At 60.3% G+C, this 26,917-nt stretch carries 26 protein-coding genes; 15 read left to right on the top strand and 11 right to left on the bottom strand.

Going from position 1 to position 26,917, the window contains the following annotated elements; all coding sequences use genetic code 11:
- Positions 1-119: 119 nt before the first annotated feature.
- Positions 120-1,358 carry an acyl-CoA dehydrogenase family protein gene (locus EAH74_RS13005; RefSeq protein ID WP_140678937.1) on the bottom strand — a complete coding sequence of 413 codons (1,239 nt, stop codon included), beginning with the start codon at positions 1,356-1,358 and terminating at the stop codon, positions 120-122.
- 356 nt (positions 1,359-1,714) lie between these two features.
- On the opposite strand from EAH74_RS13005, the gene sfnG reads away from it, so the two are divergent.
- Positions 1,715-2,809 carry a dimethylsulfone monooxygenase SfnG gene (gene sfnG, locus EAH74_RS13000; RefSeq protein WP_140678935.1) on the top strand — a complete coding sequence of 365 codons (1,095 nt, stop codon included), beginning with the start codon at positions 1,715-1,717 and terminating at the stop codon, positions 2,807-2,809.
- 118 nt (positions 2,810-2,927) lie between these two features.
- Here sfnG and EAH74_RS12990 read toward each other — a convergent pair whose 3' ends face one another.
- Both EAH74_RS12990 and EAH74_RS12985 read right to left on the bottom strand, forming a co-directional pair.
- Positions 2,928-3,404, bottom strand: coding sequence for a DUF1348 family protein (locus EAH74_RS12990; protein ID WP_140678933.1), 477 nt, complete (start codon positions 3,402-3,404; stop codon positions 2,928-2,930).
- Between the two features lie 56 nt (positions 3,405-3,460).
- The gene (locus tag EAH74_RS12985) at positions 3,461-4,024 is read right to left on the bottom strand and encodes a TetR/AcrR family transcriptional regulator (RefSeq protein ID WP_140678931.1); all 564 of its coding nucleotides are present in this window, start codon (positions 4,022-4,024) and stop codon (positions 3,461-3,463) included.
- Between the two features lie 217 nt (positions 4,025-4,241).
- Here EAH74_RS12985 and pssA point away from each other — a divergent pair, with 217 nt between their 5' ends.
- From pssA to EAH74_RS12950, 7 genes are all read left to right on the top strand, one after another.
- Complete coding sequence (gene pssA, locus EAH74_RS12980) at positions 4,242-5,585, top strand: CDP-diacylglycerol--serine O-phosphatidyltransferase (protein ID WP_140678929.1); 1,344 nt, start codon at positions 4,242-4,244, stop codon at positions 5,583-5,585.
- 111 nt (positions 5,586-5,696) lie between these two features.
- A complete protein-coding gene (locus EAH74_RS12975; protein ID WP_140678927.1) occupies positions 5,697-6,713 on the top strand; it encodes an AraC family transcriptional regulator in 1,017 nt (338 codons plus the stop codon).
- 257 nt (positions 6,714-6,970) lie between these two features.
- Positions 6,971-8,635 carry an AMP-binding protein gene (locus EAH74_RS12970; RefSeq protein ID WP_140678925.1) on the top strand — a complete coding sequence of 555 codons (1,665 nt, stop codon included), beginning with the start codon at positions 6,971-6,973 and terminating at the stop codon, positions 8,633-8,635.
- A 16-nt stretch (positions 8,636-8,651) separates the two neighbouring features.
- Positions 8,652-9,413 (top strand): SDR family NAD(P)-dependent oxidoreductase, encoded by a 762-nt coding sequence (locus tag EAH74_RS12965; protein ID WP_140678923.1) that lies wholly within the window; start codon positions 8,652-8,654, stop codon positions 9,411-9,413.
- 12 nt (positions 9,414-9,425) lie between these two features.
- Positions 9,426-10,619 (top strand): acetyl-CoA C-acyltransferase, encoded by a 1,194-nt coding sequence (locus EAH74_RS12960; RefSeq protein WP_140678921.1) that lies wholly within the window; start codon positions 9,426-9,428, stop codon positions 10,617-10,619.
- A gap of 127 nt (positions 10,620-10,746) precedes the next feature.
- A complete protein-coding gene (locus EAH74_RS12955; protein ID WP_140678919.1) occupies positions 10,747-11,874 on the top strand; it encodes an acyl-CoA dehydrogenase in 1,128 nt (375 codons plus the stop codon).
- Positions 11,875-11,887: 13 nt separating this feature from the next.
- The gene (locus EAH74_RS12950; RefSeq protein WP_140678917.1) at positions 11,888-12,661 is read left to right on the top strand and encodes an enoyl-CoA hydratase; all 774 of its coding nucleotides are present in this window, start codon (positions 11,888-11,890) and stop codon (positions 12,659-12,661) included.
- Between the two features lie 234 nt (positions 12,662-12,895).
- On the opposite strand, the gene EAH74_RS12945 is transcribed toward EAH74_RS12950, so the two are convergent.
- The 3 genes from EAH74_RS12945 to EAH74_RS12935 all read right to left on the bottom strand — a co-directional run bounded on the left by EAH74_RS12945 (position 12,896) and on the right by EAH74_RS12935 (position 15,719).
- Positions 12,896-14,047 carry an acyl-CoA dehydrogenase family protein gene (locus tag EAH74_RS12945; protein WP_059402381.1) on the bottom strand — a complete coding sequence of 384 codons (1,152 nt, stop codon included), beginning with the start codon at positions 14,045-14,047 and terminating at the stop codon, positions 12,896-12,898.
- A gap of 3 nt (positions 14,048-14,050) precedes the next feature.
- On the bottom strand, positions 14,051-15,157 hold the full coding sequence (locus tag EAH74_RS12940) for an enoyl-CoA hydratase/isomerase family protein (RefSeq protein WP_140678915.1): 1,107 nt from the start codon (positions 15,155-15,157) through the stop codon (positions 14,051-14,053).
- Between the two features lie 322 nt (positions 15,158-15,479).
- A complete protein-coding gene (locus tag EAH74_RS12935; protein ID WP_140678913.1) occupies positions 15,480-15,719 on the bottom strand; it encodes a hypothetical protein in 240 nt (79 codons plus the stop codon).
- On the opposite strand from EAH74_RS12935, the gene EAH74_RS12930 reads away from it, so the two are divergent.
- The 7 genes from EAH74_RS12930 to astA all read left to right on the top strand — a co-directional run bounded on the left by EAH74_RS12930 (position 15,709) and on the right by astA (position 21,513).
- Positions 15,709-16,491 (top strand): transporter substrate-binding domain-containing protein, encoded by a 783-nt coding sequence (locus tag EAH74_RS12930; RefSeq protein WP_240050503.1) that lies wholly within the window; start codon positions 15,709-15,711, stop codon positions 16,489-16,491. The genes EAH74_RS12935 and EAH74_RS12930 overlap by 11 nt on opposite strands.
- Before the next feature lie 76 nt (positions 16,492-16,567).
- Complete coding sequence (locus EAH74_RS12925) at positions 16,568-17,293, top strand: ABC transporter permease (protein ID WP_140678911.1); 726 nt, start codon at positions 16,568-16,570, stop codon at positions 17,291-17,293.
- Positions 17,290-18,000 carry an ABC transporter permease gene (locus EAH74_RS12920; RefSeq protein ID WP_008155279.1) on the top strand — a complete coding sequence of 237 codons (711 nt, stop codon included), beginning with the start codon at positions 17,290-17,292 and terminating at the stop codon, positions 17,998-18,000. The genes EAH74_RS12925 and EAH74_RS12920 overlap by 4 nt, the downstream gene beginning before the upstream one ends.
- Positions 18,001-18,056: 56 nt before the next feature.
- Positions 18,057-18,818, top strand: coding sequence for an ABC transporter ATP-binding protein (locus tag EAH74_RS12915; protein ID WP_008155281.1), 762 nt, complete (start codon positions 18,057-18,059; stop codon positions 18,816-18,818).
- A 12-nt stretch (positions 18,819-18,830) separates the two neighbouring features.
- Positions 18,831-19,310 (top strand): Lrp/AsnC family transcriptional regulator, encoded by a 480-nt coding sequence (locus EAH74_RS12910; protein WP_007974731.1) that lies wholly within the window; start codon positions 18,831-18,833, stop codon positions 19,308-19,310.
- 233 nt (positions 19,311-19,543) lie between these two features.
- Positions 19,544-20,473: a citrulline utilization hydrolase CtlX gene (gene ctlX / locus EAH74_RS12905; protein WP_140678909.1), complete on the top strand. Its 930-nt coding sequence runs from the start codon at positions 19,544-19,546 to the stop codon at positions 20,471-20,473.
- Between the two features lie 5 nt (positions 20,474-20,478).
- Positions 20,479-21,513 carry an arginine N-succinyltransferase gene (astA, locus tag EAH74_RS12900; protein WP_140678907.1) on the top strand — a complete coding sequence of 345 codons (1,035 nt, stop codon included), beginning with the start codon at positions 20,479-20,481 and terminating at the stop codon, positions 21,511-21,513.
- Between the two features lie 96 nt (positions 21,514-21,609).
- On the opposite strand, the gene EAH74_RS12895 is transcribed toward astA, so the two are convergent.
- The 5 genes from EAH74_RS12895 to EAH74_RS12875 form a co-directional block, all read right to left on the bottom strand.
- The gene (locus tag EAH74_RS12895) at positions 21,610-22,317 is read right to left on the bottom strand and encodes an HPP family protein (RefSeq protein ID WP_140678905.1); all 708 of its coding nucleotides are present in this window, start codon (positions 22,315-22,317) and stop codon (positions 21,610-21,612) included.
- 159 nt (positions 22,318-22,476) lie between these two features.
- Entirely contained in the window at positions 22,477-23,655 is a 1,179-nt protein-coding gene (locus EAH74_RS12890; RefSeq protein ID WP_140678904.1) for an MFS transporter, read from the bottom strand.
- Positions 23,656-23,806: 151 nt separating this feature from the next.
- On the bottom strand, positions 23,807-25,156 hold the full coding sequence (locus EAH74_RS12885; protein WP_140678902.1) for an MmgE/PrpD family protein: 1,350 nt from the start codon (positions 25,154-25,156) through the stop codon (positions 23,807-23,809).
- On the bottom strand, positions 25,153-26,040 hold the full coding sequence (locus EAH74_RS12880; protein ID WP_140678900.1) for a polysaccharide deacetylase family protein: 888 nt from the start codon (positions 26,038-26,040) through the stop codon (positions 25,153-25,155). The genes EAH74_RS12885 and EAH74_RS12880 overlap by 4 nt, the downstream gene beginning before the upstream one ends.
- Positions 26,033-26,881: a polysaccharide deacetylase family protein gene (locus EAH74_RS12875; RefSeq protein WP_140678898.1), complete on the bottom strand. Its 849-nt coding sequence runs from the start codon at positions 26,879-26,881 to the stop codon at positions 26,033-26,035. Before EAH74_RS12875 ends, EAH74_RS12880 begins: the two co-directional genes overlap by 8 nt.
- Positions 26,882-26,917: the final 36 nt, after the last annotated feature.

Here is a 26,917-nt window from a genome sequence, read left to right as displayed (position 1 = left end):
TCTAGCGGCGACCTGTCTGGCCTCTTCGCGAGCAGGCTCGCTCCCACAGGGGATTTGCGGCGTGCACAGATCAATGTGGGAGCGAGCCTGCTCGCGATGGCGTCAGCCCAAACAACACATCACTTTGGCTGTGGACCATTGCCGATCTGCCACACAAACGGTGGCTCGGTCCCGTTGATCGCCCAGTCCCCGACAATTCGTGCCTTGTAGATCACCGGATTGTGCGACGACACCGTCCGCGCATTGCGCCAGTGCCGGTCCAGCGATTTACCCACCCGCGTATCCGAAGCCCCCAGTGCATTGAACAGCTCTGTGGTCGCTCGCTGGATCAGCTCCGACACCACCACCTGAGCCTTGGCCGATTCGATTTCCGCCGCGACATTCGCTTCTTGTTCCAAGGCTTCATCACCCGAGAATCGCGCCAGATAAGCCCGCTGCGCCGGTTGCGCAGCCTTCACGGCGCTGGCTTCGGCCGCATACACCAGTGCCGCGATTTCACCGACCACTTGCTGCACCTGCGAATCCTGGCTGACGTGCTGCGCATTGCCATGGCTGTAGATGCGTTTGCGTTCACGCACCTGATGAGCCACATCGCGCAACGCCGCACGACCGATCCCGGCCAGGGTCGCCAGCAGCACCAACTGATAAAACGCGGTCTGGTATTTGAAGCGGGTGGCGAAGTCGATGATGTTCTCGGCCTCCACGTCGGCATCGATAAACCGTGAAGTACCACTGCCGGTAGTGCGCTGGCCGAAACCGTCCCAGTCGTCGCTCTGCACGATGCCCGGCTGGCGGGTTCGGACCGCGGCAATCACGTCGCCGCCGGTGTCGCTGCGTTGCGCGTACACGTCGATCCAGTCGGAAAACAGGCTGCCGGTGCTGTAGAACTTCTCGCCGTTGAGCCTCCATTGGTCGCCGTGAGGCGAGACTTTAGTGATGACATCGCCAATCGCCACGCTGCCGATTTCGGTCCAGGCATTGCCGGCGATGTCACCGTCTACGAAGCGCTTGAACCACAGATCCCGCGCCGGCCCGGGCGCCGAGTTCAAGCGATCCTCGGCAAAGGCGAAGTGCCCGCGCAAGGCCTGAGGCACGTTGGAATCGGCTTCGGCCAATTCGATCAGCAGCTCAAACAGTTGTGGCAGGGAGGCGCCGCCACCGCCGTATTCAATCGGCACCCGCACCGCGCCAAACCCGGCGTCCTTGAGCCACTGAATCGGTTCGTACGGAAGGTTGCGGGACTGTTCGCGCTCAACGGCACCGGCGGCGATGCGTTGGAAAATCGGCCGGAACCTTGCGGCCAGCGCTTCATAGTCGGTGCCAATGGACAGCGGATTGATTACCTGGTGTTCGGTCATGGGACGGCTCCTTGGGTCGGCAGTGGATGTCACTGGGGATTGCACGGTCCATGCCGAATTCAAAGGCCTGTCATTACGGGCTTGTACGGGTTTTCCCCGGCTGCAGATGTTGCTGCGCCAACAGTGCATCAGCAAATTGCCCCAGACACACCCGGATTCCTGTGGGAGCGGGCTTGCTCGCGAAAGCGGTGGGCCATTCAACATCTTCGTTAGCTGACATACCGCTTTCGCGAGCAAACCCGCTCCCACAAGGTTCTCGCTCGGCTCAGGGCCGTAGTGTCACCCGTCGCGATTCAAGCGCTGGCACGGTTGCTGCTCTCACCCCAGGACTTCCCTAACGTCCCGAGGACATGCCAATGCGTCAGCAAGCCGTCAAATTTGCCTACTGGGTGCCGAACGTCAGCGGCGGGCTGGTGGTCAGCAAGATCGAGCAACGCACCCACTGGGGCATCGACTACAACCGCAAACTGGCGCAACTGGCCGAAGAGGCGGGGTTTGAATACGCCCTGACGCAGATCCGCTTCACCGCCGGTTACGGCGCCGAGTACCAGCACGAATCCGTCGCCTTCAGCCATGCCCTGCTGGCCGCCACCACCCGACTGAAAGTGATCGCCGCCATCCTGCCCGGCCCTTGGCAGCCGGCGCTGGCGGCCAAGCAATTGGCAACCATCGACCAGCTGACTAACGGCCGGGTGGCGGTGAACATTGTCAGTGGCTGGTTCAAGGGTGAATTCCAGGCGATTGGCGAACACTGGCTGGAACATGACGAGCGTTATCGCCGCTCCGAAGAATTCATCCGCTCGCTGAAGGGCATCTGGAGCCAGGACAACTTTAGCTTTCGCGGCGACTTCTATCGCTTCGACAACTACAGCCTCAAACCGAAACCACTGGGTCAGCCGGAAATCTTCCAGGGTGGCAGTTCTCGCGCGGCTCGGGACATGGCGGCGCGGGTTTCAGACTGGTACTTCACCAACGGCAACACCCCGGAAGGCATCAAGGCCCAGGTCGATGACATTCGCACCAAGGCGGCGGCCAACAATCATTCGGTGAAGGTCGGCGTGAACGCGTTTGTCATTGCCCGCGACACCGAAGAAGAAGCGCGAGCCGTGCTGGCACAAATCATCGATCAGGCGGACCCGGAAGCGGTGAATGCGTTTGGCGATGCGGCGAAGCAGGCGGGCAGGGCGTCACCTGAGGGTGAGGGCAACTGGGCCAAGTCGACGTTCGAGGATCTGGTGCAGTACAACGACGGTTTCAAGACCAATCTAATCGGTACGCCGCAGCAGATTGCCGAGCGAATCGTTGCGCTGAAAGCGGTGGGCGTGGATTTGGTGTTGGCGGGGTTTCTGCACTTCCAGGAAGAAGTGGAATATTTCGGTCAGCGGGTGTTGCCGTTGGTGCGTGAGCTGGAAGCCAAGGCGCAGGTCAAGCACACCGCTGCAATAGCCTGATTTCCTCGGTCCCTGTAGGAGCTGCCGAAGGCTGCGATCTTTTGATTCTGCTTTTTAAGGGCAAGATCAAAAGATCGCAGCCTTCGGCAGCTCCTACAGGGTCCACTGTTCTCAGGAATTACAGGCCCAGGTCGGACAAGCCTGGATGATCATCCGGCCGACGGCCCAGTGGCCAGTGGAACTTGCGGTCGCTTTCCTTGATCGGCATGTCGTTGATGCTGGCAAACCGATTGGCCATCAAACCGTTCTCGTCGAACTCCCAGTTTTCGTTGCCGTAGGAGCGGAACCAGTTGCCCGAGTCGTCGTGCCATTCGTAGGCATAACGCACGGCGATGCGGTTGCCGGTAAAGGCCCAAAGTTCTTTGATCAGGCGATAATCCAGTTCCTTGGCCCATTTGCGCGTCAGGAAACCTTTGGCTTCTTCGCGGTTGTAGGCGAACTCGGCGCGGTTGCGCCATTTGGTGTCCAGGGTGTAGGCCAGCGACACCCGTTCCGGGTCGCGGGAGTTCCAGCCGTCTTCGGCCAAGCGTACTTTTTCGATGGCCGATTCACGGGTGAATGGTGGCAATGGCGGACGAACTTCGGCATTAGACATTCATAGTCTCCCTATCAAAGTAAAGTTCTTGCAAGTTGTCGGGCTTGGTTAAAGTGTTACAGGTCCAATAACTTTCGCGCCATGCATTGCGCATTATCGGCGGCACTGTGATCACCCATGACAAGCGCCACGGTAATGGCACCGTCGATCAGGATCAGCAGCTGTTTGGCCAGCGTCTCCGGGTCTGTGGCGCCATGTTCGATGCAGAGCTCGCGCACGTAGTCGAGCAGCTTCTGTTTGTGGTCTTTGGCAACCAGGCGAACCGGGTCTTGCGGGTCGCCGGTTTCGCCGCTGGTGTTGATGAACGCACAGCCACGGAAGCCTTCAGAGGCGAACCAGGCCTTGAGTACGGTAAACAGGTTGAGCAGCCGGTCGGCCGGTGTTTCAGCCTGGTCGACTTCGCTTCTGTACCAGTGCATCCAGCGCACATCACGGCGTTGCAGGGCCGCGACGGTGAGCTCCTCCTTGTTGGCGAAGTAGCGGTAAATACTTTTTCTGGAGACGCCGGCGGTTTTCACCAGAAGATCCATCCCGGTGGCAGCGATGCCACTTTTGTAGATCAACTTTTCGGTGACATCCAGAATGATGTCGCGTGTGTCGTTGCTGGTCATTTCGTTCATGTGGCGCACAGTAGAACGATCGTTCTCCTTGGTCAAGCAGATATTTTTGTCGTCTGAAAAATCGCCTTCGCGAGCAAGCTCGCTCCCACATTTGAAATGCGTTCCCCTGTGGGAGCGAGCTTGCTCGCGATGGCGGCATTACAGTCAGTAACAAGACCCGAACCGATCCATGGTGTAAGCTCTCGGGTTCTTCGGATTCGACCTTTTTGCGAGCCTTATGCCGTCGCTTTTCAAACGCTCTCTGCTGCCCAAACTGCGCAGTTTTCCGCTGGCCGCCGATGCCGTCACCATTCTTTCCGGCGCTGCCGAGTACCGCCGTTGCCTGCTGGAAAAAATCGCCAGCGCCACCCGGCGCATCTATATCGTCGCGCTCTATCTGCAACAGGATGAAGCCGGCCAGGAAATTCTCGATGCCTTGCACGCGGCCAAACTGGCGCGTCCGGAACTGGACGTGGTGGTGGTCGTTGACTGGTTGCGCGCCCAGCGCGGCTTGATCGGTGCCGGCAAGCAGCCGGGCAACTCGGCCTGGTACCAGGAAACCACCCGCACTCATGCCAGTGAAGTGCCTGTGTATGGCGTTCCCGTGCAGACCCGTGAGCTGTTCGGGGTGCTGCATTTGAAAGGCTTCGTGATCGATGACTGTGTGATCTACAGCGGCGCGAGCCTGAACAACGTTTACCTGCACAAATTCGACAAGTACCGCTACGACCGTTATCACCTGCTAAATAACAGCGCGCTGGCCGATTCGATGCAGCACCTGGTCCAGCACGGTCTGATCGCTTCCAAAGCAGTGCATCGTCTCGATTTGCCGAACCTGCCGACCACCCGCAGCCTGCGCAACGACATCGGCGACTTGCGCAGCCGCCTCAAGCACGCGGCGTACGACACGACGACAGGCACCACGGAAAAGGACGGTTTGTCAGTCAGCCCATTGCTCGGTGTCGGCAAGAACAATCCGTTGAGCCGAGTGATTTGCGAGTTGATCGCCAGCGCTCAGCATCAACTGACCATCTGTACGCCATACTTCAACCTGCCGCTGCCCGTGACCCGGGAAATCAACCGGGCACTGGCGCGGGGCGTGAAGATCGACATCATTGTCGGCGACAAGACGGCCAACGACTTCTACATCCCGCCGAGCGAACCGTTCAAGGTGATTTCGGCGTTGCCATACCTTTACGAGATCAGCCTGCGGCGCTTCGCCAAACGTCATCATCGCAGCGTCGACAGCGGCCAGCTGAACCTGCATCTGTGGCGTGACGGCGACAACACCTATCACCTCAAGGGCATGTGGATCGATCAGCGCTACACCTTGCTGACCGGCAACAACCTCAACCCGCGGGCGTTCCGTCTCGATCTGGAAAACGCCTTGCTGATTGATGATCCGAAAGGCGAACTGCTGGAGCCGCGTCGTAAAGAGCTGGCGGAGATTTTCGAGAACACCCGCCGCATCGAGCGTTACCAGGAACTGGAAACGCTGCTGGAATACCCGGCGGGGGTGGCCAAGTTTCTCAAGCGCGTGAGTCGGGTGCGGATCGAGCGGTTGCTCTATCGCATTCTCTGAGGCTTAAAAACAAAAGATCGTCCGAAGGCTCGGGCCGCGTTCGGACGATCTTTTGATCCTAACGAGCTAATATGCCCACCATTCAAACAAGAACAGGGCTTAGCTCGGTCAATGTCGGAAAAAGACACCATCTCCATTCAACTGGTGCGTGAAGCGCTGTTGCAAAGTTGCGCCCCCGGAGCGACCACCGATGAGGTGTTGAACAAGGTCGGCATCGATCCGGCACTGCTCGACAGCAGCGATGCACGCGTCCCGGCCACAGCTTATGCGCGTCTGTGGCGTTTACTGGCACGACGTGGGGACGATGAGTTTTTTGGCATGGACCCGCGCAAACTCAAATCCGGTAGCCTGGAGTTTCTCTGCCGTTGCTCTATGGTCCAGCCGAGTCTGGCCGCCGGCCTGACCTCGGGTTTGAGCTTTTTGTCGTTGATGCTCGAACACCTGTCGGCGCAGTTGGTTCGTCAGCAAAGCCTGGCGGAAATCGTGCTGCTCGAAGACGATCAGGACCCGCGCCGCGCCTTTACTTATTTCACTTATTGGATGATCGTGCATGGCGTCGCCTGCTGGCTGGCGGGGCGGCGGATTCCGATCCTGGCCATCGAGTTGCGCTGCCCGGAGCCTGACTTCTGCGATGACTATCAGGTGATGTTCTCCGAGAACCTGCGTTTCGACCGGCCGCGCACGCGGATGATTTTCTCCGCCGAGTGCCTGGACTTGCCGATCAAGCGCAGCCCGGAAGAACTCAAGCGTTTCCTGGCCCATGCGCCGGCCAATATTCTGGTCAAGTACCGGGACCCGGAGAGCCTGGCCAGCCGGATCAAGCACGATTTGCGGCAACTGCCCGCCGAGCACTGGCCGGAAACCGAACCCCTGGCGCAACAGCTGTGCATGTCGGCTTCCACCCTGCGTCGGCGCTTGGCCGAAGAGGGCCAGACTTACCAGGGGCTCAAGGACAGCGTGCGCAAGGAGCTGGCGATTGTCTGGCTGGCAGAACCGACCATCAGCTTCGCCGAGATCGCTGCGCGGCTGGGGTTTGCCGATACCAGCTCGTTCTACAAGGCGTTTCGCAAGTGGTCGGGGTCAAATCCCGGGCATTACCGCAGCCTGATTCTCAACGAAGCGCACTGATCCGGATTGGGCAGTAATGCCGCGGGCCTCTTCGCGAGCAGGCTCGCTCCCACAGTGGATCTGTAGCGTACAAAAAACCTGTGGGAGCGAGCCCGCTCGCGAAGAGGCCATCCCTGACGACGCATTTCTCGGATCTTGGCCAAACCAGTCACGCAACTTGATAGCTTTGACCATTGTCCCGCGCCCCGCGCAGAGCGAGTATTTCCCTGTTATTCAAGGTTCCCCCAGCCTAATAAAAATACAAAGGGATTCTGGCAATGCGCGATTATTTGTCTGCTACATCACAGTTCAATTATCAGCACACCGTCGACGCCGCACTCGCGGGCGATTTGACTGCCCTCAACGCCTGTGTCGAGTGTTGCGACCGGCATGCCTTGCCGGGGCGCATCGCGCTGTTCTGGGAAGGTCGCGATGGCGCCAGCGCGACTTACACCTTCAGCGACTTGCAGGACAAAGCTGCGCGTTTAGCCAACTTCCTGCTGGCCCAAGGCGTGAAAAAAGGCGACAAGGTTGCCGGTCTCTTGCCACGTAACATCGAATTGCTGATCACCGTATTCGCCACCTGGCGCATCGGCGCGGTCTACCAGCCGCTGTTCACGGCATTCGGTCCGAAAGCCATCGAACATCGCCTCAGCTCCTCCGGGGCCAAAGTGGTGGTCACCGACGCGGGCAATCGTTCCAAACTCACTGAAGTCGCCGACTGCCCAACCATCGTCACCGTCGCCGGTCCCAAAGGCCAAGGCATCGTCCGCGGCGATTACAGCTTCTGGGCCGAACTGGCCAATTATTCTTCTGAGTGCGAACCGGTCCTGCTGACGGGCGAAGACCCGTTCCTGCTGATGTTCACTTCGGGCACCACCGGTCCGTCGAAAGCGCTGTCCGTTCCGCTCAAGGCCATCGTCGCGTTCCAGAACTACACCCGTGACGCCGTGGACTTGCGCCCTGAAGACGCTTTCTGGAACGTCGCCGATCCGGGTTGGGCCTATGGCATCTATTTCGGTGTCACAGGTCCCATGGCGATGGGGCATCCGATCACCTTTTACGATGGCCCGTTCACCCTGGAAAGCACCTGCCGGGTGATCAATAAATACGGGATCACCAACCTCACCGGCTCGCCGACGGCCTATCGCCTGTTGATCGCCGGTGGCGACGAATTTGCCAAGTCGATCAAGGGCAAGCTGCGCATCGTCAGCAGCGCTGGCGAGCCACTGAACCCGGAAGTGATCCGCTGGTTCGCCGACAACCTCGGCGTGGTCATTCACGACCATTACGGCCAGACCGAACTCGGTATGGTGCTGTGCAATCACCACGGCCTGGAGCATCCGATCCACATGGGTGCCGCCGGTTTCGCCTCGCCCGGCCACCGCATCGTGGTGCTGGATGACGAGTACAAAGAGCTCGGCGTCGGTCAGCCGGGCATTCTGGCCATCGATCGCACCCAATCGCCGATGTGCTGGTTCGCCGGTTACGAAGGCGCACCGACCAAGGCCTTCGTCGGCAACTATTACTTGAGCGGCGACACCGTCGAGTGGAACCCGGACGGCAGCATCAGCTTCGTCGGTCGCAGCGACGACGTGATCACCACCTCCGGTTATCGCGTCGGTCCGTTCGACGTGGAAAGCGCGTTGATCGAACACCCTGCAGTGGTCGAAGCGGCCGTGGTCGGCAAGCCCGATCCGGAGCGCACCGAACTGGTCAAAGCCTTCGTTGTGCTTAGCCCGCAATACCGCGCGGCGCCGGAACTGGCCGAAGAACTGCGCCAACACGTACGCAAGCGGCTGGCCGCGCACTCGTACCCCCGTGAAATCGAATTTGTCAGCGAATTGCCGAAAACCCCTAGCGGCAAATTGCAGCGCTTTATCTTGCGCAACCAGGAAATCGCCAAGGCTCAAGAGGCCGCCGCGAAGAACGTTTCAGCTTGAATCCAAGGAAACAATGATGCAGATCGAAAACAAGGTTTTTCTCGTCACCGGCGGTGCATCCGGCCTCGGTGCGGCCACCGCTGAAATGCTGGTCGCGGCCGGTGCCAAAGTGATGCTGGTGGACATGAACGCCGAAGCCGTTGCGGCCCAGGCTGAACGTCTCGGCGCGCAAAGCGTGGTGGCGGATATCAGCAACGAAGCCGCTGCGGAAGCCGCTGTGCAGGCGACGGTCAAAGCCTTCGGCGGCCTCAATGGTCTGGTCAACTGCGCAGGTATCGTGCGCGGTGAAAAGATCCTCGGCAAGAACGGCCCCCACCTGTTGGCCAATTTCAGCCAGGTGATCAACGTCAACCTGATCGGCAGTTTCAACATGCTGCGCCTGGCCGCTGCGGCGATTGCCGAAACCGAAGCAGATGCTGACGGCGAGCGCGGCGTGATCATCAACACCGCCTCGGCCGCCGCCTATGACGGCCAGATCGGCCAGGCCGCTTACGCCGCTTCCAAAGGCGCGATCGTCAGCCTGACCTTGCCCGCCGCCCGTGAACTGGCGCGCTTCGGTATCCGTGTGATGACCATCGCGCCGGGCATTTTCGAAACCCCGATGATGGCCGGCATGACCCCGGAAGTCCGCGCGTCCCTGGCGGCTGGCGTGCCGTTTCCGCCACGTCTGGGCAAACCAGGCGAGTATGCCGGGCTGGTCAGGCATATCATTGAAAACAGCATGCTCAATGGCGAGGTGATCCGTCTCGACGGCGCCTTGCGCATGGCCGCCAAATAAGGAGGATTTGTCATGACTATTTCTAACGATCCCATTGTTATCGTCAGCGCCGTCCGCACCCCGATGGGCGGTTTTCAGGGCGAACTGAAAAGCCTGACCGCACCGCAACTCGGCGCTGCGGCGATTCGCGCCGCCGTCGAACGCGCCGGTGTGGCGCCAGACTCGGTTGAAGAAGTGTTGTTCGGTTGCGTCCTGTCCGCCGGCCTCGGCCAGGCGCCGGCGCGCCAGGCTGCATTGGGCGCCGGGCTGGATAAATCGACCCGCTGCACCACCCTGAACAAGATGTGCGGTTCGGGCATGGAAGCGGCCATTCTGGCCCACGACATGCTGGTGGCCGGCAGCGCCGACGTGGTTGTCGCCGGCGGCATGGAAAGCATGTCCAACGCGCCGTATCTGCTGGAGCGCGCCCGCAGCGGTTACCGCATGGGCCACGGTCGTGTGCTGGATCACATGTTCCTCGACGGCCTGGAAGACGCTTACGACAAAGGTCGCCTGATGGGCACCTACGCCGAGGATTGCGCTGAAACCAACGGTTTCACCCGTGAAGCCCAGGACGCGTTTGCCATTGCCTCGACCACCCGCGCACAGCAGGCGATCAAGGACGGCAGCTTCAAAGACGAGATCGTGCCGCTCACCGTGACCGTCGGCAAAGAGCAGGTGCTGATCAGCAACGACGAACAGCCACCGAAAGCCAAACTGGACAAGATCGCGTCCTTGAAACCGGCGTTCCGCGACGGCGGCACGGTGACGGCGGCGAACTCCAGCTCGATCTCCGATGGTGCTGCGGCACTGGTGTTGATGCGCCGTTCCGAAGCTGAAAAGCGCGGCCTGAAACCGCTGGCAGTGATTCACGGCCACGCGGCGTTTGCCGACACCCCGGGCCTGTTTCCGGTGGCACCGGTGGGCGCGATCGAGAAGCTGATGAAGAAAACCGGCTGGTCGCTGGCCGAAGTCGATCTGGTCGAAGTCAACGAAGCCTTCGCCGTGGTCAGTCTGGTCACCATGACCAAATTGGAAATCCCTCACGAGAAGGTCAACGTTCACGGCGGCGCTTGCGCCCTCGGCCACCCGATCGGTGCGTCTGGCGCGCGGATCCTCGTGACCTTGCTCTCGGCCCTGCGCCAGAAAGGCCTGAAACGCGGCGTTGCAGCAATCTGCATCGGCGGCGGCGAAGCCACGGCCATGGCCGTTGAGTGCCTGTACTAAGGCCCGCATGGTTTCTGTAGGAGCTGTCGAGTGAAACGAGGCCGCGGTCTTTTGATCTTTAAGATCAAGATCAAAAGATCGCAGGCTTCGCCAGCTCCTACGGGGCAATTTATTTTAAGGATTTGGCATGATTCCCAATGACGAACAACTTCAGATCAGCGACGCGGCCCGGCAGTTTGCCCAGGAACGGCTGAAACCGTTCGCCGCCGAGTGGGATCGCGAACATCGCTTCCCCAAGGAGGCCATCGGCGAGATGGCGGAACTGGGCTTCTTCGGCATGTTGGTGCCGGAAGAGTGGGGCGGTTGCGACACCGGTTACCTGGCCTATGCCATGGCCCTGGAAGAAATCGCGGCTGGCGACGGCGCCTGCTCGACCATCATGAGCGTGCACAACTCGGTGGGTTGCGTGCCAATTCTCAAGTACGGCAATGACGACCAGAAAGAACGCTTCCTCAAACCTTTGGCCAGCGGCTCGATGCTGGGGGCGTTTGCCCTGACCGAACCGCAGGCCGGCTCCGACGCCAGCGGCCTGAAAACCCGTGCCCGTCTGGAAGGTGATCACTACGTGTTGAACGGCTGCAAGCAGTTCATCACCTCCGGGCAGAACGCCGGGGTGGTGATCGTGTTCGCCGTGACTGACCCAAGTGCCGGAAAGCGTGGCATCACGGCGCTGATCGTGCCCACCGATTCGCCGGGCTACAAAGTCGCACGGGTCGAAGACAAGCTTGGCCAGCACGCCTCCGATACTTGCCAGATCCTGTTCGAAGACGTGAAGGTGCCGGTGGCCAACCGCTTGGGCGAGGAGGGCGAAGGTTATCGAATCGCACTGGCCAACCTCGAAGGCGGTCGTGTCGGCATCGCTTCGCAATCGGTGGGCATGGCCCGTGCTGCGTTCGAAGCGGCCCGCGACTATGCCCGTGAGCGTGAAAGCTTCGGCAAACCGATCATCGAGCATCAAGCGGTCGCGTTCCGCCTGGCGGACATGGCCACCCAAATCGCCGTCGCCCGGCAGATGGTGCATTACGCGGCGGCATTAAGAGACAGCGGTAAACCGGCCTTGGTCGAAGCGTCCATGGCCAAACTGTTCGCCTCGGAAATGGCTGAGAAGGTCTGCTCCGCGGCCTTGCAAACCCTCGGCGGTTACGGTTACTTGAACGATTTCCCGCTGGAACGGATCTACCGCGACGTGCGGGTCTGCCAGATCTACGAAGGCACCAGCGATATTCAGCGCATGGTTATTTCGCGCAATCTTTAAGAAGGAGTCATCTGTGAGTTACGAAACGATTTTGCTGGAAACCCACGGTCGTGTGGGCCTGATCACCCTGAACCGCCCGCAAGCGCTGAATGCGTTGAACGCGCAAATTGTCAGCGAGCTGAACCACGCCCTCGATGGCCTGGAGGCCGATTCGAACATCGGCTGCATCGTGCTGACCGGCTCGAAAAAAGCCTTCGCCGCCGGCGCTGACATCAAGGAAATGGCCGAACTGACCTACCCGCAGATCTACCTCGACGACCTGTTCAGCGACAGCGATCGCGTGGCTAACCGCCGCAAGCCGATCATTGCCGCCGTCAACGGTTTCGCCTTGGGCGGTGGTTGTGAACTGGCGCTGATGTGCGACTTCATCCTGGCCGGCGACAACGCCAAATTCGGTCAGCCTGAGATCAACCTCGGCGTGCTGCCGGGCATGGGCGGCACCCAGCGCCTGACCCGCGCGGTGGGCAAGGCCAAGGCCATGGAAATGTGCCTCAGTGGTCGTTTGATCGATGCGGTGGAAGCGGAGCGTTGCGGGATTGTCGCGCGGATTGTTCCGGCTGATGAATTGCTGGAAGAAGCGTTGAAAGTCGCGGCGCTGATTGCCAAGAAGTCGTTGCCGATTGCAATGATGATCAAGGAAAGCGTCAACCGCGCGTTTGAAGTGAGCCTGTCGGAAGGTGTGCGCTTTGAGCGTCGGGTGTTCCATGCGGCGTTTGCGACGCAGGATCAGAAGGAAGGGATGGCGGCGTTTATTGCCAAGCGTGAAGCGGAGTTTAAGGGTAAGTGATGGTAGTGGGGTAGATTCAAAATCCACCCCTCACCCCAGCCCTCTCCCCAAGGGGGAGAGGGGGAAAGGGAGCCTATCTCCATGCTTTTCAAATCCTGAGTTCGACTCGGAATATTCAGGTCGATGTAACTCGAAAAACACCTCGGTCAGTCCCCTCTACCCTCTGGGGCGGTCCGACGTTTCGGGAGGGTTAGGGTGAGGGGTGGATTCAAAGACCACCCCCAATTTCAGACATCACACCAAATAATGCTTCAACTCCCGAGCAATCACCATCCGCTGTATCTCGCTCGACCCTTCATAAATCTGCGTGATCCGCGCATCCCGGTAGTAACGCTCCACCGGGTAATCCTCCAGATACCCATACCCGCCGTGAATCTGCATCGCCGACGAACACACTTTCTCGGCCATCTCGGATGCAAACAGCTTCGCCTGTGAAGCCTCCGACAGACACGGCTTGCCGGCACTGCGCAACCGCGCGGCATGCAGGATCAACAGTCGTGCCGCGTTCAACCGGGTGTGCATGTCGGCCAGCATGTTGGCAATGCTTTGGTGCTCGATGATCGGTTTGTCGAACTGCACCCGATCCCGTGAGTAGGCCAGCGCCGCTTCAAATGCCGCGCGGGCAATGCCCAGCGCCTGCGCCGCGATGCCGATGCGGCCGCCTTCGAGGTTCGACAGGGCAATCGCCAGTCCTTTGCCGCGCTCACCCAACAGGTTGGCTTCGGGAATCGTGCAGTTGCTCAGGGTCACCGCGCAGGTATCGGAGGCGCGAATACCCATTTTGTGTTCGGTGCGATCAACGATGAAACCCGCTGTATCGGTCGGCACCAGGAACGCCGAGATGCCGCGCTTGCCCAGGTCCGGATCGGTCACCGCAAACACGATGGCCAGTTTCGCCCGTTTGCCGTTGCTGACGAATTGCTTGGCGCCGTTGATCACCCACTGGCCATCGCGCAGTTCGGCGCGGGTGCGCAGGTTGTGGGCTTCGGAGCCAGCCTGGGGTTCGGTCAGGCAGAAGCAGCCGATGGCCTGTCCGCTGGCCAGATCCGGCAGCCAGGTCTGTTTCTGTTCTTCAGTGCCGTAGTTGAGGACCGGACCGCAGCCCACGGAGTTGTGAATGCTCATCAGTGCGCCAGTGGCGCCGTCACCGGCCGAAATCTCTTCCACGGCCAAGGCGTAAGCGACGTAGTCAACATAGGTGCCGCCCCATTCTTCGGGCACCACCATGCCCAACAGGCCCAGTTCACCCATCTTCGCCACCAGACCGTCATCGATCCAGCCGGCCTTTTCCCAAGCTTGTGCGTGGGGCGCGATTTCGCCGCGGGCAAAGTCCCGGGCCATGTCGCGGATCATGACTTGCTCTTCGCTCAATTCGATATCGTGCATGGCTTAGCTCCCGCGTTGGTCAAAACCCGTGAAGAAACTCGCGACGTGCTCGGCGTCCAGCGCCTGCAAGGTCGGCGGGTTCCAGCGCGGTTTCTTGTCTTTGTCGATCAGCAAGGCGCGCACGCCTTCGATCAGGTCGCCGCGCTCGAACCACTGACGGTCCAGGTGCAGCTCAAGGGCGAAGCAGTCTTCCAGACTCAGATGCCGGCCGCGACGGAGCATTTCCAGGGTCACGCCCATGGCCAGCGGTGACCGGCTTTGCAGCAGGTCGGCGGTGGTCGTGGCCCACTCGTGGCTGTCGGCGACCGTTACTTCACGCAGTTGCTCAACAATACCCGGCACATCGGGCAGGGCGAAGAAGTGATCGATGGCCGGGCGCAACGCCGCCAAAGGTGCAGCCGGCAGTTGTTGCACGGCGAGTTTCGACAGCAGACCTTGAAGGTCCTTCAACGGTGTTTCGTGCCATTCGAGCTGATCGAGTTGCTCGTCCAGAATGCCCAGTTTGTCGCTTTCCAGGTACCAGTCGGCCAGGCCGCAATAGAGCGCATCGGCCGCACGGATCTGCACGCCGCTGACGCCGAGGTAAATCCCCAGTTCACCGGGAACGCGCGGCAGGAAATGGCTGCCACCGACATCCGGGAAATAACCGATCGCCACTTCCGGCATTGCCAGACGGCTTTTCTCGGTGACCAACCGCAAGTCAGCGCCTTGCACCAGGCCCATGCCGCCGCCCAGGACAAAACCGTCCATCAAGGCGAGTACAGGTTTGCGGTAATGGTGAATCGCGAGGTCGAGGGCGTATTCCTCGACGAAGAAATCTTCGTGCAGCGTGTCGCCGTTTTTGAAGCTGTCGTACAGCGAACGGATGTCGCCGCCGGCACAGAACGCCTTCTCGCCGGCACCGCGCAATACCACCGCGTGTACGTGCGGATCCAGTGCCCAGGCGTCGAGCTGACGCTGCAGGTTGCGCACCATGTCCAGGGTAATGGCATTAAGGCCGGCGGGGCGATTGAGGGTCAGGTGACCGATGTGGTTGCGAACCTCGGCCAGCACTTCGTTTTGCGTGGCATCCATGGACGAAGTCCCCTTCGATGAAACCTGAGCAGTCATCACTAACTCCCTGCTTTTATTGTTCTTTATAGAGAAGCTCGCGCGCGAGCGATGCTGGATCGTACCAGTGCAAATTTGTGATGTACAACCGGCATATGTGCAGGGTTAGTTTGCGTTTTTGCCTTAAAGCAAGATCAAAAGATCGCAGCCTGCGGCAGCTCCTACAGAGCCGTGTCTCACCGCGATATTGCGGATGAACATTGATTGCGTAGGAGCTGCCGCAGGCTGCGATCTTTTGATCTTCCGCTCCATCGGATAGCCGACGACAGAATCGGCTGTGAAAGCCACCCGTTCAGCGCAGTTGGGCTGTCAGAACAGGGGCTTACGACACCTGCACCGGCCTGGCAATTGGCATTCTGACGGTCCATTTCAAGCGCTCGCGACGATGCGCCTGGAACGGACTGCACTCCGACGACTGGCTCGGGCCGGTCGAAAACAACAACAAATACGGCTGCGGTGAATACCGCATCGACTCTCTGCCCCTGTCAAAAAGTGTGGTGAGGCGCAGGCGCCAGACCGCGATAAATCCAAATAATCCGGGACTCAAGAAGATGATCAACATCAAATGGCTGACCTTGCCGGCAATCGCATTGCTGTGCTGCACCACCGGCGCCAGTGCCAAGGAATGGAAAGAGCTGCGATTCGGCGTCAACCCGAGCTACCCGCCTTTTGAGTCCACCACCGCCGATGGCGGCGTGCAGGGCTTTGGCGTGGATTTGGGCAACGCGATCTGCGCCGAATTGAAGGTGAAATGCGTGTGGATCAGCAATGACTTCGACGGGCTGATTCCCGCCCTCAAGGCGGGTAAGTTCGATGCCATCGAGTCGTCGATGACGGTGACCGATACGCGTAAAAAACAGATCGACTTCACTGATCGCCTGTACGCCGGGCCGACCGCCATCGTCACTCGCAAGGATTCCGGCCTGTTGCCCACTGCCGAGTCGCTGCAGGGCAAGACCATCGGTTACATGCAGGGCACGATTCAGGAAACCTACGCCAAGGCCAAACTGGCACCCGGCGGCGTGAAACTGCGGGCCTATCAGAATCAGGATCAGGTCTACGCCGACCTGGTATTTGGTCGCCTCGACGCCTCGATCCAGGACAAGATGCAGGCGCAAATGAGCTTCTTGACTTCCCCCCAAGGGGCTGACTTCAAGAACAGTGAAGGCATCAGCGACCCGTTGGTCCCATCCGACATCGCCATCGGCGTGCGCAAGGACAACGAAGAACTCAAAGGCATGCTCAATGCCGCCATCAAAGCCCTGCATGACAAGGGCATCTACGCGCAGATCCAGCAGAAACACTTCGGCGATCTGGACCTCTACAACAACTGATCCCCGCGCCCCGAAGGCTGCGTCCTGGTAACAGGCGCAGCGCTTGAGCGCGGGCGCCTCAAGACAGGTGACTGACGTGAACTCCTTCCTGAATCTGATCGGGGTCGATCTCTCGGCCCTGCAAGGCTATGGCCCTTTGTTGCTGCACGGCACCTGGGTCACTCTGAAATTGTCAGCGCTCTCGCTGCTGGTGAGCATGGCGCTGGGCCTGCTCGGCGCGGCGGCGAAACTGTCGCCGCTGAAGCTGTTGAACCTGCCAGCGACCTTCTATACGACCCTGATTCGCGGTGTGCCGGACCTGGTGCTGATGCTGCTGATTTTCTACAGCCTGCAAGGCTGGCTGAGTGGCCTGACCGAGGCGATGGACTGGCCCTACATGGAAATCGACCCGTTTGTGGCTGGCGTCATCACCCTCGGCTTTATCTACGGCGCCTATTTCACCGAGACCTTTCGCGGGGCGATTTTGAGCGTGCCGCGTGGCCAGCAGGAAGCCGCCGCGTGCTTTGGGCTGAATCGCTGGCAGCGGTTTCGCTTCGTGGTGTTCCCGCAAATGATGCGTTTCGCCTTGCCGAGCCTCGGCAATAACTGGCTGGTACTGCTCAAGGCCACGGCGCTGGTGTCGATCATCGGTTTGTCCGACCTGGTCAAAGTCGCGCAGGAAGCCGGTAAAAGCACCTTCAATATGCTCGATTTCCTGCTGCTGGCAGCGGCGTTGTATTTGCTGATCACCAGTGCTTCGAACTACGTTTTGCGCGTGCTGGAACGGCGCTATAACCAGGGTGTGCGGGGGATGGCACGATGATCGAGTTGATTGCCGAATACTGGAAACCCTTTCTGTTCAGCGACGGCTACAGCCTCACCGGGTTGGCCATGACCTTGTGGTTGCTGGTGGCGAGTATTGTGATGGGGTTCTTCCTGTCGTTGCCTTTGGCGATCATGCGCACCTCGCGCTGGGGCCTGCTGCGCTGGCCGGTTCAGCTGTTCACTTATGTGTTTCGCGGTACGCCGCTGTATATCCAGTTGCTGATTTGCTACAGCGGGATCTACGGCATCGCGGTGGTGCGCTCACAACCGCTGCTCGAAGCATTTTTCCGCGATGCGATGAATTGCACCTTGCTCGCGTTCACGCTCAACACCTGTGCCTACACCGTGGAAATCTTCGCCGGGGCGATTCGCAGCATTCCCTACGGTGAAATCGAGGCCGCCCATGCGTATGGCTTGAGTGGCTGGCGCCTGTACCTGCGGCTGATTCTGCCTTCGGCATTGCGCCGGGCACTGCCGTATTACAGCAACGAAGTGATCCTGATGCTGCACGCGACCTCTGTGGCGTTCACCGCCACCATTCCGGACATCCTGAAAATCGCCCGGGACGCGAATGCCGCGACCTTCATGACCTTCCAGGCCTTCGGCATTGCCGGCCTGCTGTACCTCGCGCTGTCGTTCGGCCTGGTCGGAGCCTTCCGCCTGGCAGAGAAGCGCTGGCTGAGTTTTCTCGGCCCGACTCACTGAACCCCATTTTTTATCCAGAGCGGTGCCGCCAGGCGCGCCGCTCCAGGAGTGCTGACATGTACAAACTCACGGTTGAAAATCTGTATAAACGTTTTGGTGACAACGAAGTGCTCAAGGGCGTCTCGTTGAATGCACGGGCAGGCGATGTGGTGAGCATGATCGGCGCCAGTGGTTCGGGTAAAAGCACGATGCTGCGCTGCATCAACTTTCTGGAGCGCGCGGATGAAGGCGCCATTGAGCTGGACGGCGAGCGCGTCATCACGCGCCCGGGTGCCGGTGGCATGCGCGTCGCTCATCCGGCGCAATTGCAGCGTTTGCGCACGCGCCTGGCGATGGTGTTCCAGCATTTCAATTTGTGGAGCCATCTGACGGTGCTGGAGAACATCGTGCTGGCGCCGTGTCGGGTGCTGGGGATTAGCCGCAAGGCCGCCGAAGAGAGTGCGCGGGCCTATCTGGACAAGGTCGGTCTGCCGCAACGAGTGGCCGATCAATACCCGGCATTTCTGTCCGGTGGACAGCAACAGCGGGTGGCGATCGCGCGTGCCCTGGCGGTGGAACCGGAGATTCTGTTGTTCGACGAGCCGACCTCGGCACTCGATCCGGAATTGGTGGGTGAGGTGCTCAAGGTAATTCAGGCGCTGGCCGAAGAAGGCCGTACCATGTTGATGGTGACGCACGAGATGGGGTTTGCCCGGCAGGTTTCCAGCCAGGTGTTGTTCTTGCATCAGGGAAAGGTCGAGGAGCAGGGTGATGCTACGATCCTCGACCAGCCAAAAAGTGAACGTTTGCAGCAATTTCTATCGGGTCGTTTGAAGTGAGGCAAGACGTACATGGCGGATATCCGCGATCTGTCGATCGTGCTTGATCGTATCGATCAGGCAATCATCGAAGTGCTGCGCCACGAAGGGCGCATCACTTATCAAAAGCTTTCCGAACGTGTGCATCTTACCCCCAGGCCCTGCCTGGAACGGGTGCGCAAACTCGAACAGCTCGGGGTCATTCGTGGGTATGGCGCGATTCTCGATGAAAAGAAACTGACGCCAGGCTTGTCGTTGCTAGTGCTGGTTGCGTTGTCGAACCAGAGTGGGCGGGCGGCACAAAAGGCGTTCGAAGCCAAGGTCCGCGCCTGCCCGCAGGTGCTGGAATGTCGGTTGATCAGCGGTGCGTTCGACTACAGCTTGCGCATGCGTTGCCGGGACATGGAGCACTATCGGGTGCTGACCGAAGTCTGGTTCGATGACCCGGATTTGCACATCGACAAGTTGGTCAGCCATCCGGAATTGGCGATGGTCAAGACCACGATGGAATAGAAGCAAGATCAAAAGATCGCAGCCTTCGGCAGCTCCTACAGGATCGGGTTTTCACGCGGTCTATGTAGGAGCTGCCGAAGGCTGCGATCTTTTGCTTTTCGGCACTCACCGAATCGGCTGAGCCACACACGTTTTTCAGCCGTTTTCATCACGCCGCAGCCACTTATCAACCGGGTTTTTCAACCTGCGAAACAGACAATGAGTACCTCTTAACCCTCATTGAATCTGTGCCCATGCAAACCACCAATACCGTTTTGATGATTCGCCCGACACGTTTCTCCTTCAATCAGGACACGGCGGCGAACAACCGTTTCCAGCAACCGGCCGACGTCAGCGAAGACGTTCAGCAAAAGGCCCTGCAAGAGTTCGATGGTTACGTTACCGCGCTGCGCAGCCACGGCGTCGAAGTCATGGTGCACAACGACCGCGAAGCACCGCATACCCCGGATTCGATCTTCCCCAATAATTGGTGGAGCAGCCATCCCGACGGCACCTTGGTGCTGTACCCGATGCAGGGCCACAACCGGCGTCTGGAGCGTGACAAAGGCGTGCTCGACTGGCTGCGGGACGAGTACCGGGTCGAGCAGTTGCTGGACCTTTCCAGCCTCGAACAGCAGGAAGTGTTCCTCGAAGGCACCGGCAGCATGGTGCTGGATCGTCAGCAGCGGATTTGCTACGCCGGTTATTCCACCCGTACCCATGCCCGTGCCCTGGACCAGGTGGTCAGTCATTTGGGTTACGAGCTGTGCGCATTCAATGCAGTGGACCGCCAGGGCGTCGCGATTTACCACACTAACGTGATGATGAGTGTCGGCACGCGCCTGGCCGTAGCGTGCCTGGCGTCGGTCACTCAGCCGGCCGAACGCCTGGCCCTGCGTAAACGCCTGGAAGACAGCGGCAAGCAGGTGATTGCCTTGAACTGGGCGCAACTGGAATCTTTCGCCGGCAACATGCTGGAAGTCCACAACGCTGCGGGCGAACCCTTGCTGGTGATGTCGCGCACGGCCTGGCAATCGCTGGATGCCGCTCAGCGTCGCCTGATCGAAACCCACACCACGCCACTCCCCGTGAATATCGACACCATCGAACGCATCGGCGGCGGTAGCGCGCGCTGCATGTTGGCCGAGGTCTTTCTGTCCAAACATCTGGCAACCCAGGAGTAAATGCGATGATCGTTCGTCCAGCCACACCGGCAGACCTGCCGGCACTGTTAGCCCTGGCCCATAGCGCCGGAACCGGTTTGACCACCTTGCCGGCCGACGCGGGGCGTCTGCGTCAGCGTCTGGAGTGGGCCGCGAAAACGTTCGCAGGCGAGGCCGAGCGCGCCGATGCCGATTACCTGTTTGTGCTCGAAAATGACCAGCATGAAGCCATCGGCATTTGCGCACTGGCCGGTGCTGTCGGCCTGCGTGAGCCCTGGTACAACTATCGGCTGGGCCTGTTTGTCGCGGCCTCGAAAAACCTCGGGATCAATCAGCAGCTGCCGACATTGTTCCTCGGTAACGACATGACCGGTCATTCGGAACTGTGTTCGCTGTTTCTGCATGCCGATCACCGCAGCGGTCTGAACGGGCGCTTGCTGTCCAAGGCACGGTTCCTGTTTCTGGCGGAATTTCGTCAGTATTTCGGGGAGAAAGTCATCGCCGAGATGCGCGGCTACTCGGACGAAGATGGCGTTTCACCGTTCTGGGAAGGCTTGGGCCGGCACTTCTTCAAGATGGACTTTGCCGATGCCGACTACCTGACCGGGCTGGGTAACAAGACCTTCATCGCCGAGCTGATGCCCAAGTTTCCGCTGCCGACCTGCCTGTTGCCGGAAGCGGCGCGAACGGTCATCGGTCGTGTTCACCCCAATACCGAACCGGCGTTGGGCATGCTCAAGGCCGAAGGATTCGAGCACCGCGACTACATCGACATCTTCGATGGCGGCCCGCTGATCGAATGCGCCGCCGGCGACATCCGCGCGGTGCGTGACAGTCAGGTGCTACAACTGAGCATCGGCACTCCGGGGGAGCAGGCGGCGACTTACCTGATTCATAACCGTCAATTCGCCGAGTGCCGGATTACCGCGGCACCGGCTCGGGTGGCTGCCGGTACGTTGATAGTCGATGCACAGACTGCGAGGAGTTTGGGGTTGAGTGCCGGTTCATCGGTGCGCGCGGTGAGTCTGGCAGTGCCTGCACGGCAACAATCAGCGGCCTAGATAAATCCTAAAAGCAAAAGATCGCAGCCTGCGGCAGCTCCTACAGGGGATCGCATTTCAATGTAGGAGCTGCCGCAGGCTGCGATCTTTTGATCTTCAAGCCTTATTGGAAAATACAGTGCCAATACTGCGCCGTTTGGCATGCAACTCACTGGCATGGATCAGCTGTTCGAGGTCTTCAGGGGTGACGTCGAAGAAGGCTTCCATGTCCGCCAGGGCCAGTTTCAGGTCCTGGGCGGTGATCGCCTGGCTGTCGGTGGGCGGGTGGTCGGCCGGCACCCTGGACACTGGTTCGCTGGCGCGTTTTGGGTAACGAATGCGCGTCAGGTTGTTGTAGGCCAGGGCGCTGAGCAGCATGATCGATCCGCTGAGCATCACTGGGCCGAGGGCTTTCCAGTCCAGGGCAATGGTCGCCGGGTCTGCCAATACCAACAGCAGCGCCAAGGCCCCGGCCGGTGGGTGCAGGCAACGCAGCCAGCACATCAGAATCAGCGCCATGCCGGCCGCCAGGCAAGCGCTGCCGAGGGTTCGTCCGAGCACGTGAGCGACCAGCAGCGAAACCACCCCGGCGCTGAGGTAGCCGCCAAGAATCGACCAGGGCTGGGCGAGGGCACCGGAGGACACGGCGAACAGCAACACGGCCGATGCGCCCAGCGGACCGATCAGGTGCTGCGCCACTGGCATGCCGAATACCTGGCTGCAGAGCCAGACGCTGAACATCGTGCCCAAGGACATGCCGATGGCGGCGCGGCTCCATTCGGAGGGGCGGGTGTTGATGGCGGCAGGAAACCAGCGAGCGAACATGAGGCAGACGATCCGTTGAAAAAAACGAGGCAAAAAAAAGGCTTAGCTGGGATACCCAGAAAGCCCTTGAAGTTGTTCCAACTATTGGGGGAGGAACGGGACACAGTGTGCCGTCCATTCCTGATGCTGACAAATTCATATTAATGCAGTTTGAGTGCATTAATTTTGCTGTAAGGCCGCTCGGCGACCACTCATGAAACACAGAAAACCGCCCATGGCGGTCAGCGCGCTCAGGGCATAAAACATGGTTGGTGCGGGGGTGTGCATCAGCAGGAAACCGCAAATCACCGGGCTCAGGGCGCCGCCGAGGGCCGCGAGGTTTTGCGCGCCGTAGTAGCTGCCGCGCAGCTCTTCCGGGGCCAGGGTGTCGACGAAGAGGAATTCGGCGGGGTAAATGATCATTTCACCGAGGGTGAAGATGAACATTGCCACGCACCAGCTCACAAGGCTGTCGGCCAGGCTGAAACCGATCAACCCGACGATGAACAGGCTGGTGCCGCCCGCGATCCAGTAACGCAATTGTTCGCGTTTGAGGAAACGGCCGATCTGGTATTGCAGCAAGATCACGCTGATCGCATTGCAGGCGAGCAGGGCGGCCATGGTTTCCAGTGCCCGTTTGGAGTCGTGGGTCACCAGCAGGTATTGCGACAGGTACAGGGTGAAGCGGCCATGGACCACGGTACTGAGCAGGCAGCCGCAGGTGAACATGATCAACGTGCGGTCGTTTTTCAGGGTGACCAGCGTCTTGAGAAAACTCTGCGGTTGGCCGATGGCGGGTGTCTGGGCCGAGTCCTTCGGTATCCCGATCATCAGGAAAATACTGAAGAACGCGATGCCACCGGCGATCAGGAACGGTGCAATCGGATACACACCGGCAATCACCACGCCCAGCATCGGGCCAGTGGCGTAGCCGATGTTGGTCAAGGTGTAGCGCAGGGAAAACGCCTTGGCGCGCTGGCCCATGGGCAGGTTTTCGCTGAGGATCGCCTTCGAGCCGATCAGGAACAGCGCCGAGGCGGTTTCGGTGATCACCAGGGTGGCGGTGGTCAGGTAGAGGTTGTCGGCGAAGGTCAGCAGCACGAAGCCGATGGCGCTGGAGAGCATCGCGAGGATCAGCAGTCGGCGTTTCTCGAGGCGGTCGATGATGTAACCGCCATAGAGCGCGAGCAGGGTGGCGATGAACACCGCGATGCCCAGCAGCAAGCCGACATCCTGTTGGTTGAGGCCGAGTTTGTTGCTCAGGAACAACGTGAGCAGCGGGCTGGTGATGGCGCGGCTGACGACGATGGTCAGCGAAACGATCATCAACCGGCGGATAACGAGTGAGTAAGTGGCCACGGTGGTGCAAATATCCTTATTCAGATTCTGTGGTGTTCGCCGATGTACCGAGTCGCGGCCATTCGCGAGCAGGCTCGCTCCCACAAGGGAATGCATTTCAACTGTGGGAGCGAGCCTGCTCGCGAAGAGGTCCGCATAGATAACGCAAGATTCAAGTCAGCCACCGATCCAGCGAACGAACCGATTCAAGCTCATCCAACCGCCACAACTGCTCAAGCAGTTCTGCCGCCTGCTCCCGCGGCATTACCCGCACCGCCAGACTGAAAAATTTCTCTTCCAGCGCCGCATCACTCAACGGATTGCGCGGGGCACCCAGCGGCGGGTCAACACACAGGCTCGCCTGCCGACCGTCCACGGTCCGCAGGCTGACGACGGGCTCGCCATCCTCTGACAGAGGCGGGTCCACTTCAAGACGGATGCGCGACATCCAGTGAGCAATCCCTGGATCGGCTCGTTGTTCATCGTCATATGCCTGCAACCGGCAATGTCCATGGACCAGCCGCGCGGCGAGGGCATACGGCAGGCTCATCTGCGCCGCCGCCAGGGTGCTGGCGTCGCGACCGCCGCACATGTCCTGCAGAAACCCGCACAACGACACCCGAACATCCTCGACCTGATCCGCGTTGACCTGCAGCTGATCCAGCAACAAGCCCAGCGCATCGATTGCCGAATGCGTTCCGCGGCACGCCGCGTAAGGTTTGATCGAGCAGCGAGCGAGTTTCCATACAACGCCCAGTTCGGCATCCAGCGCGTCGGGTTGTGCGTTCACACCGGCCAGGGTTTTCAGAAACCCGCCCCAGACATCATCGAATAACCGAGTCGGTCCGGTGATGCCTTGTTGGGCGAATCGTGCTGCCAGCAATCCACCCTCGGCGGCACGGCCACTGTGAAGTTTTTTACTGTGCGAACCGTCGTGGATAAACGCCCACAACCCGCCACTGAAACTGCCGGCAATGCCCAGCGCCGAGACGGTTTGCGCGGTATCCAGCCCGAGAATTCGCGCACTGGCCGCCGCCGCGCCGAACACGCCGCAGGTGGCGGTGGAGTGCCAGCCGGCGCCGTTGTGGGCTGAATAACTGCCGCAGGCTTCCAGCACCCGGCGGCCGATTTCGTAGCCGATCACCACGGCCGTGATCATCTCCCGGCCATTCACCGGTTTTCCAGACATCGACACCGCCGCCATGACCGCCGGCAGCACCACTGCGCCGGAATGGTCGCAGCCACCGGTGTCGTCCAGTTCCAGGGCATGGGCGGCGACGCCATTGAGCATGGCGGCCTGAGCCGCGCCAGTGCGTTGATCGGTGCCCCAGATCAGCGTGCTCCCGGTTTCACCGTCGAAGACCTGGCGTGCCTGCTTGGCGACATCGCTGCCAGCCCCGGCCAGCGTCGCGCCGAAGGTGTCGAGTATGTGCCGCTTGGCTTGTGCCACCAGTGCGGGCGGCAAGTCTTCGAATCGGGTGTCGACGCAGAACTGCGCCAATCGCTGCATCCGGTCACTCATGAAAGGTAATCCCGATAATGCCGCTCATACACGGCCGCCGGATGGTCCTCGGTCACCGGCAGCGCCGATTCGGCCCACCATTGCGCGACGTCGCCCCCCGTGGCGATCCACACGTCATCGTGCTGTTGAATCCCCTCCAGCAACTCGCGCAACACGCCAATCCGCCCGGGTGTCGCAATGATCTCCGGATGCAGCCGCAACACATAACACAACCCGAACCGGTGAAACCCGGCAAAGTCCATTTGCAGGTTGCCCAGGGTGTGACTGTAAGAAGCGATCCGCGATTGCGCCGGCGGTACGGCCGGGCTGAGGTTGAAGGCGAAGTAGGGTTCGTCTTCCAGTTCGTAGTGCAACGGCAACTCGATGACGTCGGGTGTAGTCGGATGAGCGAATGGCAAATCATCGCCGCGCCACGACGATGACCAGCGAATGCCGTGATCCTTCAACGCTTCGATGAAGCCCGGCGCACCGTTGCCGGCCGGGATGCGAAAGCCTGTTGGACGCTGGCCAGTCAGCGCGGTCAAGGCCTCACAGCCTTTGGCAATCTCGGCGCTTTGCTCGGTGAGGCTCAGGCTGTCGTAGTGCTGATGGCGATAGCCAGCGCAGGCAATCTCATGTCCACCGGCCTGGATTGCCCGAATGTGCCCGGGGTTTTCCTCGGCGACGATACCGGGAACAAACCAGCTGCTGGAAACCCCCAGTTCTTCGAATAAACCGAGCAAACGGTTTACGCCGCGTTGGGTGCCATAGCGCCAGACCGACAGCGTCTTGTCGCGCCCGGCGACTTCCGGGGCCTGGGTGAGGATGCCGTGGATGTCGTTGTAATCGACGGTCAATACCACGGCGCAGCGGTAGCCTTTGGGCCAGACAGTGGAATCAGCCATGGTGATGCTCCTTCAGCCACCACTGGGCGACATCGCGGCAGGTGGCGAACCACACGTCATCGCGCTGGCGCATGTGTTCGAAGAGTTTTTCCAGCAGCAGGATGCGTCCCGGTTTGCCGGTGATCTTGGGGTGGAACAGGGTGGTCAGGCACAACCCTTCGTCCATGGCGCCGTCGTATTCGCGGCACCAGTTATCGAGGGTCAGCGCATAGCTGGCGGTGCGGTCCAGCCCGCAAGGGAAGTCCGGCGCGCGGGTGTAGGCGAGGGAGGCGTAGTCGTCCATTTCCCAGCGACCGGGGATTTCCACCAGCGGCGTGTCGTGGCCCGGCACTTTCACCAGGTACGGCCGGTCATCACCGCGCATGCTGCTGGAGTAGGTCACGCCGGCTTCCACCAGCATCGCCAGGGTTTCGGCCCGCCAGTCGCCGGACGGGGTGCGGAAGCCCTCGGCGCGGATGCTCAGGTGCTTCCAGAACACCTCGCGGGATTTCTTCATCACGTCCTTTTGCTGTTCCAGCGTCAGGGCGTAAAAGGATTCGTGTTTGTAGCCGTGGTAGGCCACTTCATGCCCGCGCTCGACAATCGCCTGGCACTGTTTCGGCCAGTTCTCCACGACCCAGGCCGGGACGAAGAACGTCGTCGGGATCCGGAACTCATCGAGCACATCGAGGATTCGTGGCAAGGCCCGGTAAGGGCCGTAACCGCCGAAACCGAAGTACTCGGGTTTGCGCCAGATCGAGCCGTTGAGCATGGCATCGCCGGTCGGGCCGTCGAGGTCGAAGGCCAGGGCGAGGCAGGCTTTGTGCTGGTTGGGCCAGGTGGGTAGTGGCGAGGAGGACATCGTGGCGCTCCAACTATTTATAAATAAACACCGACC

The sequence above is a fragment of the Pseudomonas mandelii genome, assembly GCF_006438925.1.
GTDB lineage: Bacteria > Pseudomonadota > Gammaproteobacteria > Pseudomonadales > Pseudomonadaceae > Aquipseudomonas > Aquipseudomonas mandelii_C.
This window is presented reverse-complemented; position numbering and strand designations above follow the sequence as displayed.

What these genes read in the sequence shown, in the direction of transcription:
- EAH74_RS13005 (WP_140678937.1), bottom strand. Translation starts at nt 1,358, where the DNA reads ATGACCGAACACCAGGTAATCAATCCGCTGTCCATTGGCACCGACTAT.
- sfnG (WP_140678935.1), top strand. Translation starts at nt 1,715, where the DNA reads ATGCGTCAGCAAGCCGTCAAATTTGCCTACTGGGTGCCGAACGTCAGC.
- EAH74_RS12990 (WP_140678933.1), bottom strand. Translation starts at nt 3,404, where the DNA reads ATGTCTAATGCCGAAGTTCGTCCGCCATTGCCACCATTCACCCGTGAA.
- EAH74_RS12985 (WP_140678931.1), bottom strand. Translation starts at nt 4,024, where the DNA reads ATGAACGAAATGACCAGCAACGACACACGCGACATCATTCTGGATGTC.
- pssA (WP_140678929.1), top strand. Translation starts at nt 4,242, where the DNA reads ATGCCGTCGCTTTTCAAACGCTCTCTGCTGCCCAAACTGCGCAGTTTT.
- EAH74_RS12975 (WP_140678927.1), top strand. Translation starts at nt 5,697, where the DNA reads ATGTCGGAAAAAGACACCATCTCCATTCAACTGGTGCGTGAAGCGCTG.
- EAH74_RS12970 (WP_140678925.1), top strand. Translation starts at nt 6,971, where the DNA reads ATGCGCGATTATTTGTCTGCTACATCACAGTTCAATTATCAGCACACC.
- EAH74_RS12965 (WP_140678923.1), top strand. Translation starts at nt 8,652, where the DNA reads ATGCAGATCGAAAACAAGGTTTTTCTCGTCACCGGCGGTGCATCCGGC.
- EAH74_RS12960 (WP_140678921.1), top strand. Translation starts at nt 9,426, where the DNA reads ATGACTATTTCTAACGATCCCATTGTTATCGTCAGCGCCGTCCGCACC.
- EAH74_RS12955 (WP_140678919.1), top strand. Translation starts at nt 10,747, where the DNA reads ATGATTCCCAATGACGAACAACTTCAGATCAGCGACGCGGCCCGGCAG.
- EAH74_RS12945 (WP_059402381.1), bottom strand. Translation starts at nt 14,047, where the DNA reads ATGCACGATATCGAATTGAGCGAAGAGCAAGTCATGATCCGCGACATG.
- EAH74_RS12940 (WP_140678915.1), bottom strand. Translation starts at nt 15,157, where the DNA reads ATGACTGCTCAGGTTTCATCGAAGGGGACTTCGTCCATGGATGCCACG.
- EAH74_RS12930 (WP_240050503.1), top strand. Translation starts at nt 15,709, where the DNA reads ATGATCAACATCAAATGGCTGACCTTGCCGGCAATCGCATTGCTGTGC.
- EAH74_RS12935 (WP_140678913.1), bottom strand. Translation starts at nt 15,719, where the DNA reads ATGTTGATCATCTTCTTGAGTCCCGGATTATTTGGATTTATCGCGGTC.
- EAH74_RS12920 (WP_008155279.1), top strand. Translation starts at nt 17,290, where the DNA reads ATGATCGAGTTGATTGCCGAATACTGGAAACCCTTTCTGTTCAGCGAC.
- EAH74_RS12915 (WP_008155281.1), top strand. Translation starts at nt 18,057, where the DNA reads ATGTACAAACTCACGGTTGAAAATCTGTATAAACGTTTTGGTGACAAC.
- EAH74_RS12910 (WP_007974731.1), top strand. Translation starts at nt 18,831, where the DNA reads ATGGCGGATATCCGCGATCTGTCGATCGTGCTTGATCGTATCGATCAG.
- ctlX (WP_140678909.1), top strand. Translation starts at nt 19,544, where the DNA reads ATGCAAACCACCAATACCGTTTTGATGATTCGCCCGACACGTTTCTCC.
- astA (WP_140678907.1), top strand. Translation starts at nt 20,479, where the DNA reads ATGATCGTTCGTCCAGCCACACCGGCAGACCTGCCGGCACTGTTAGCC.
- EAH74_RS12895 (WP_140678905.1), bottom strand. Translation starts at nt 22,317, where the DNA reads ATGTTCGCTCGCTGGTTTCCTGCCGCCATCAACACCCGCCCCTCCGAA.
- EAH74_RS12885 (WP_140678902.1), bottom strand. Translation starts at nt 25,156, where the DNA reads ATGAGTGACCGGATGCAGCGATTGGCGCAGTTCTGCGTCGACACCCGA.
- EAH74_RS12880 (WP_140678900.1), bottom strand. Translation starts at nt 26,040, where the DNA reads ATGGCTGATTCCACTGTCTGGCCCAAAGGCTACCGCTGCGCCGTGGTA.
- EAH74_RS12875 (WP_140678898.1), bottom strand. Translation starts at nt 26,881, where the DNA reads ATGTCCTCCTCGCCACTACCCACCTGGCCCAACCAGCACAAAGCCTGC.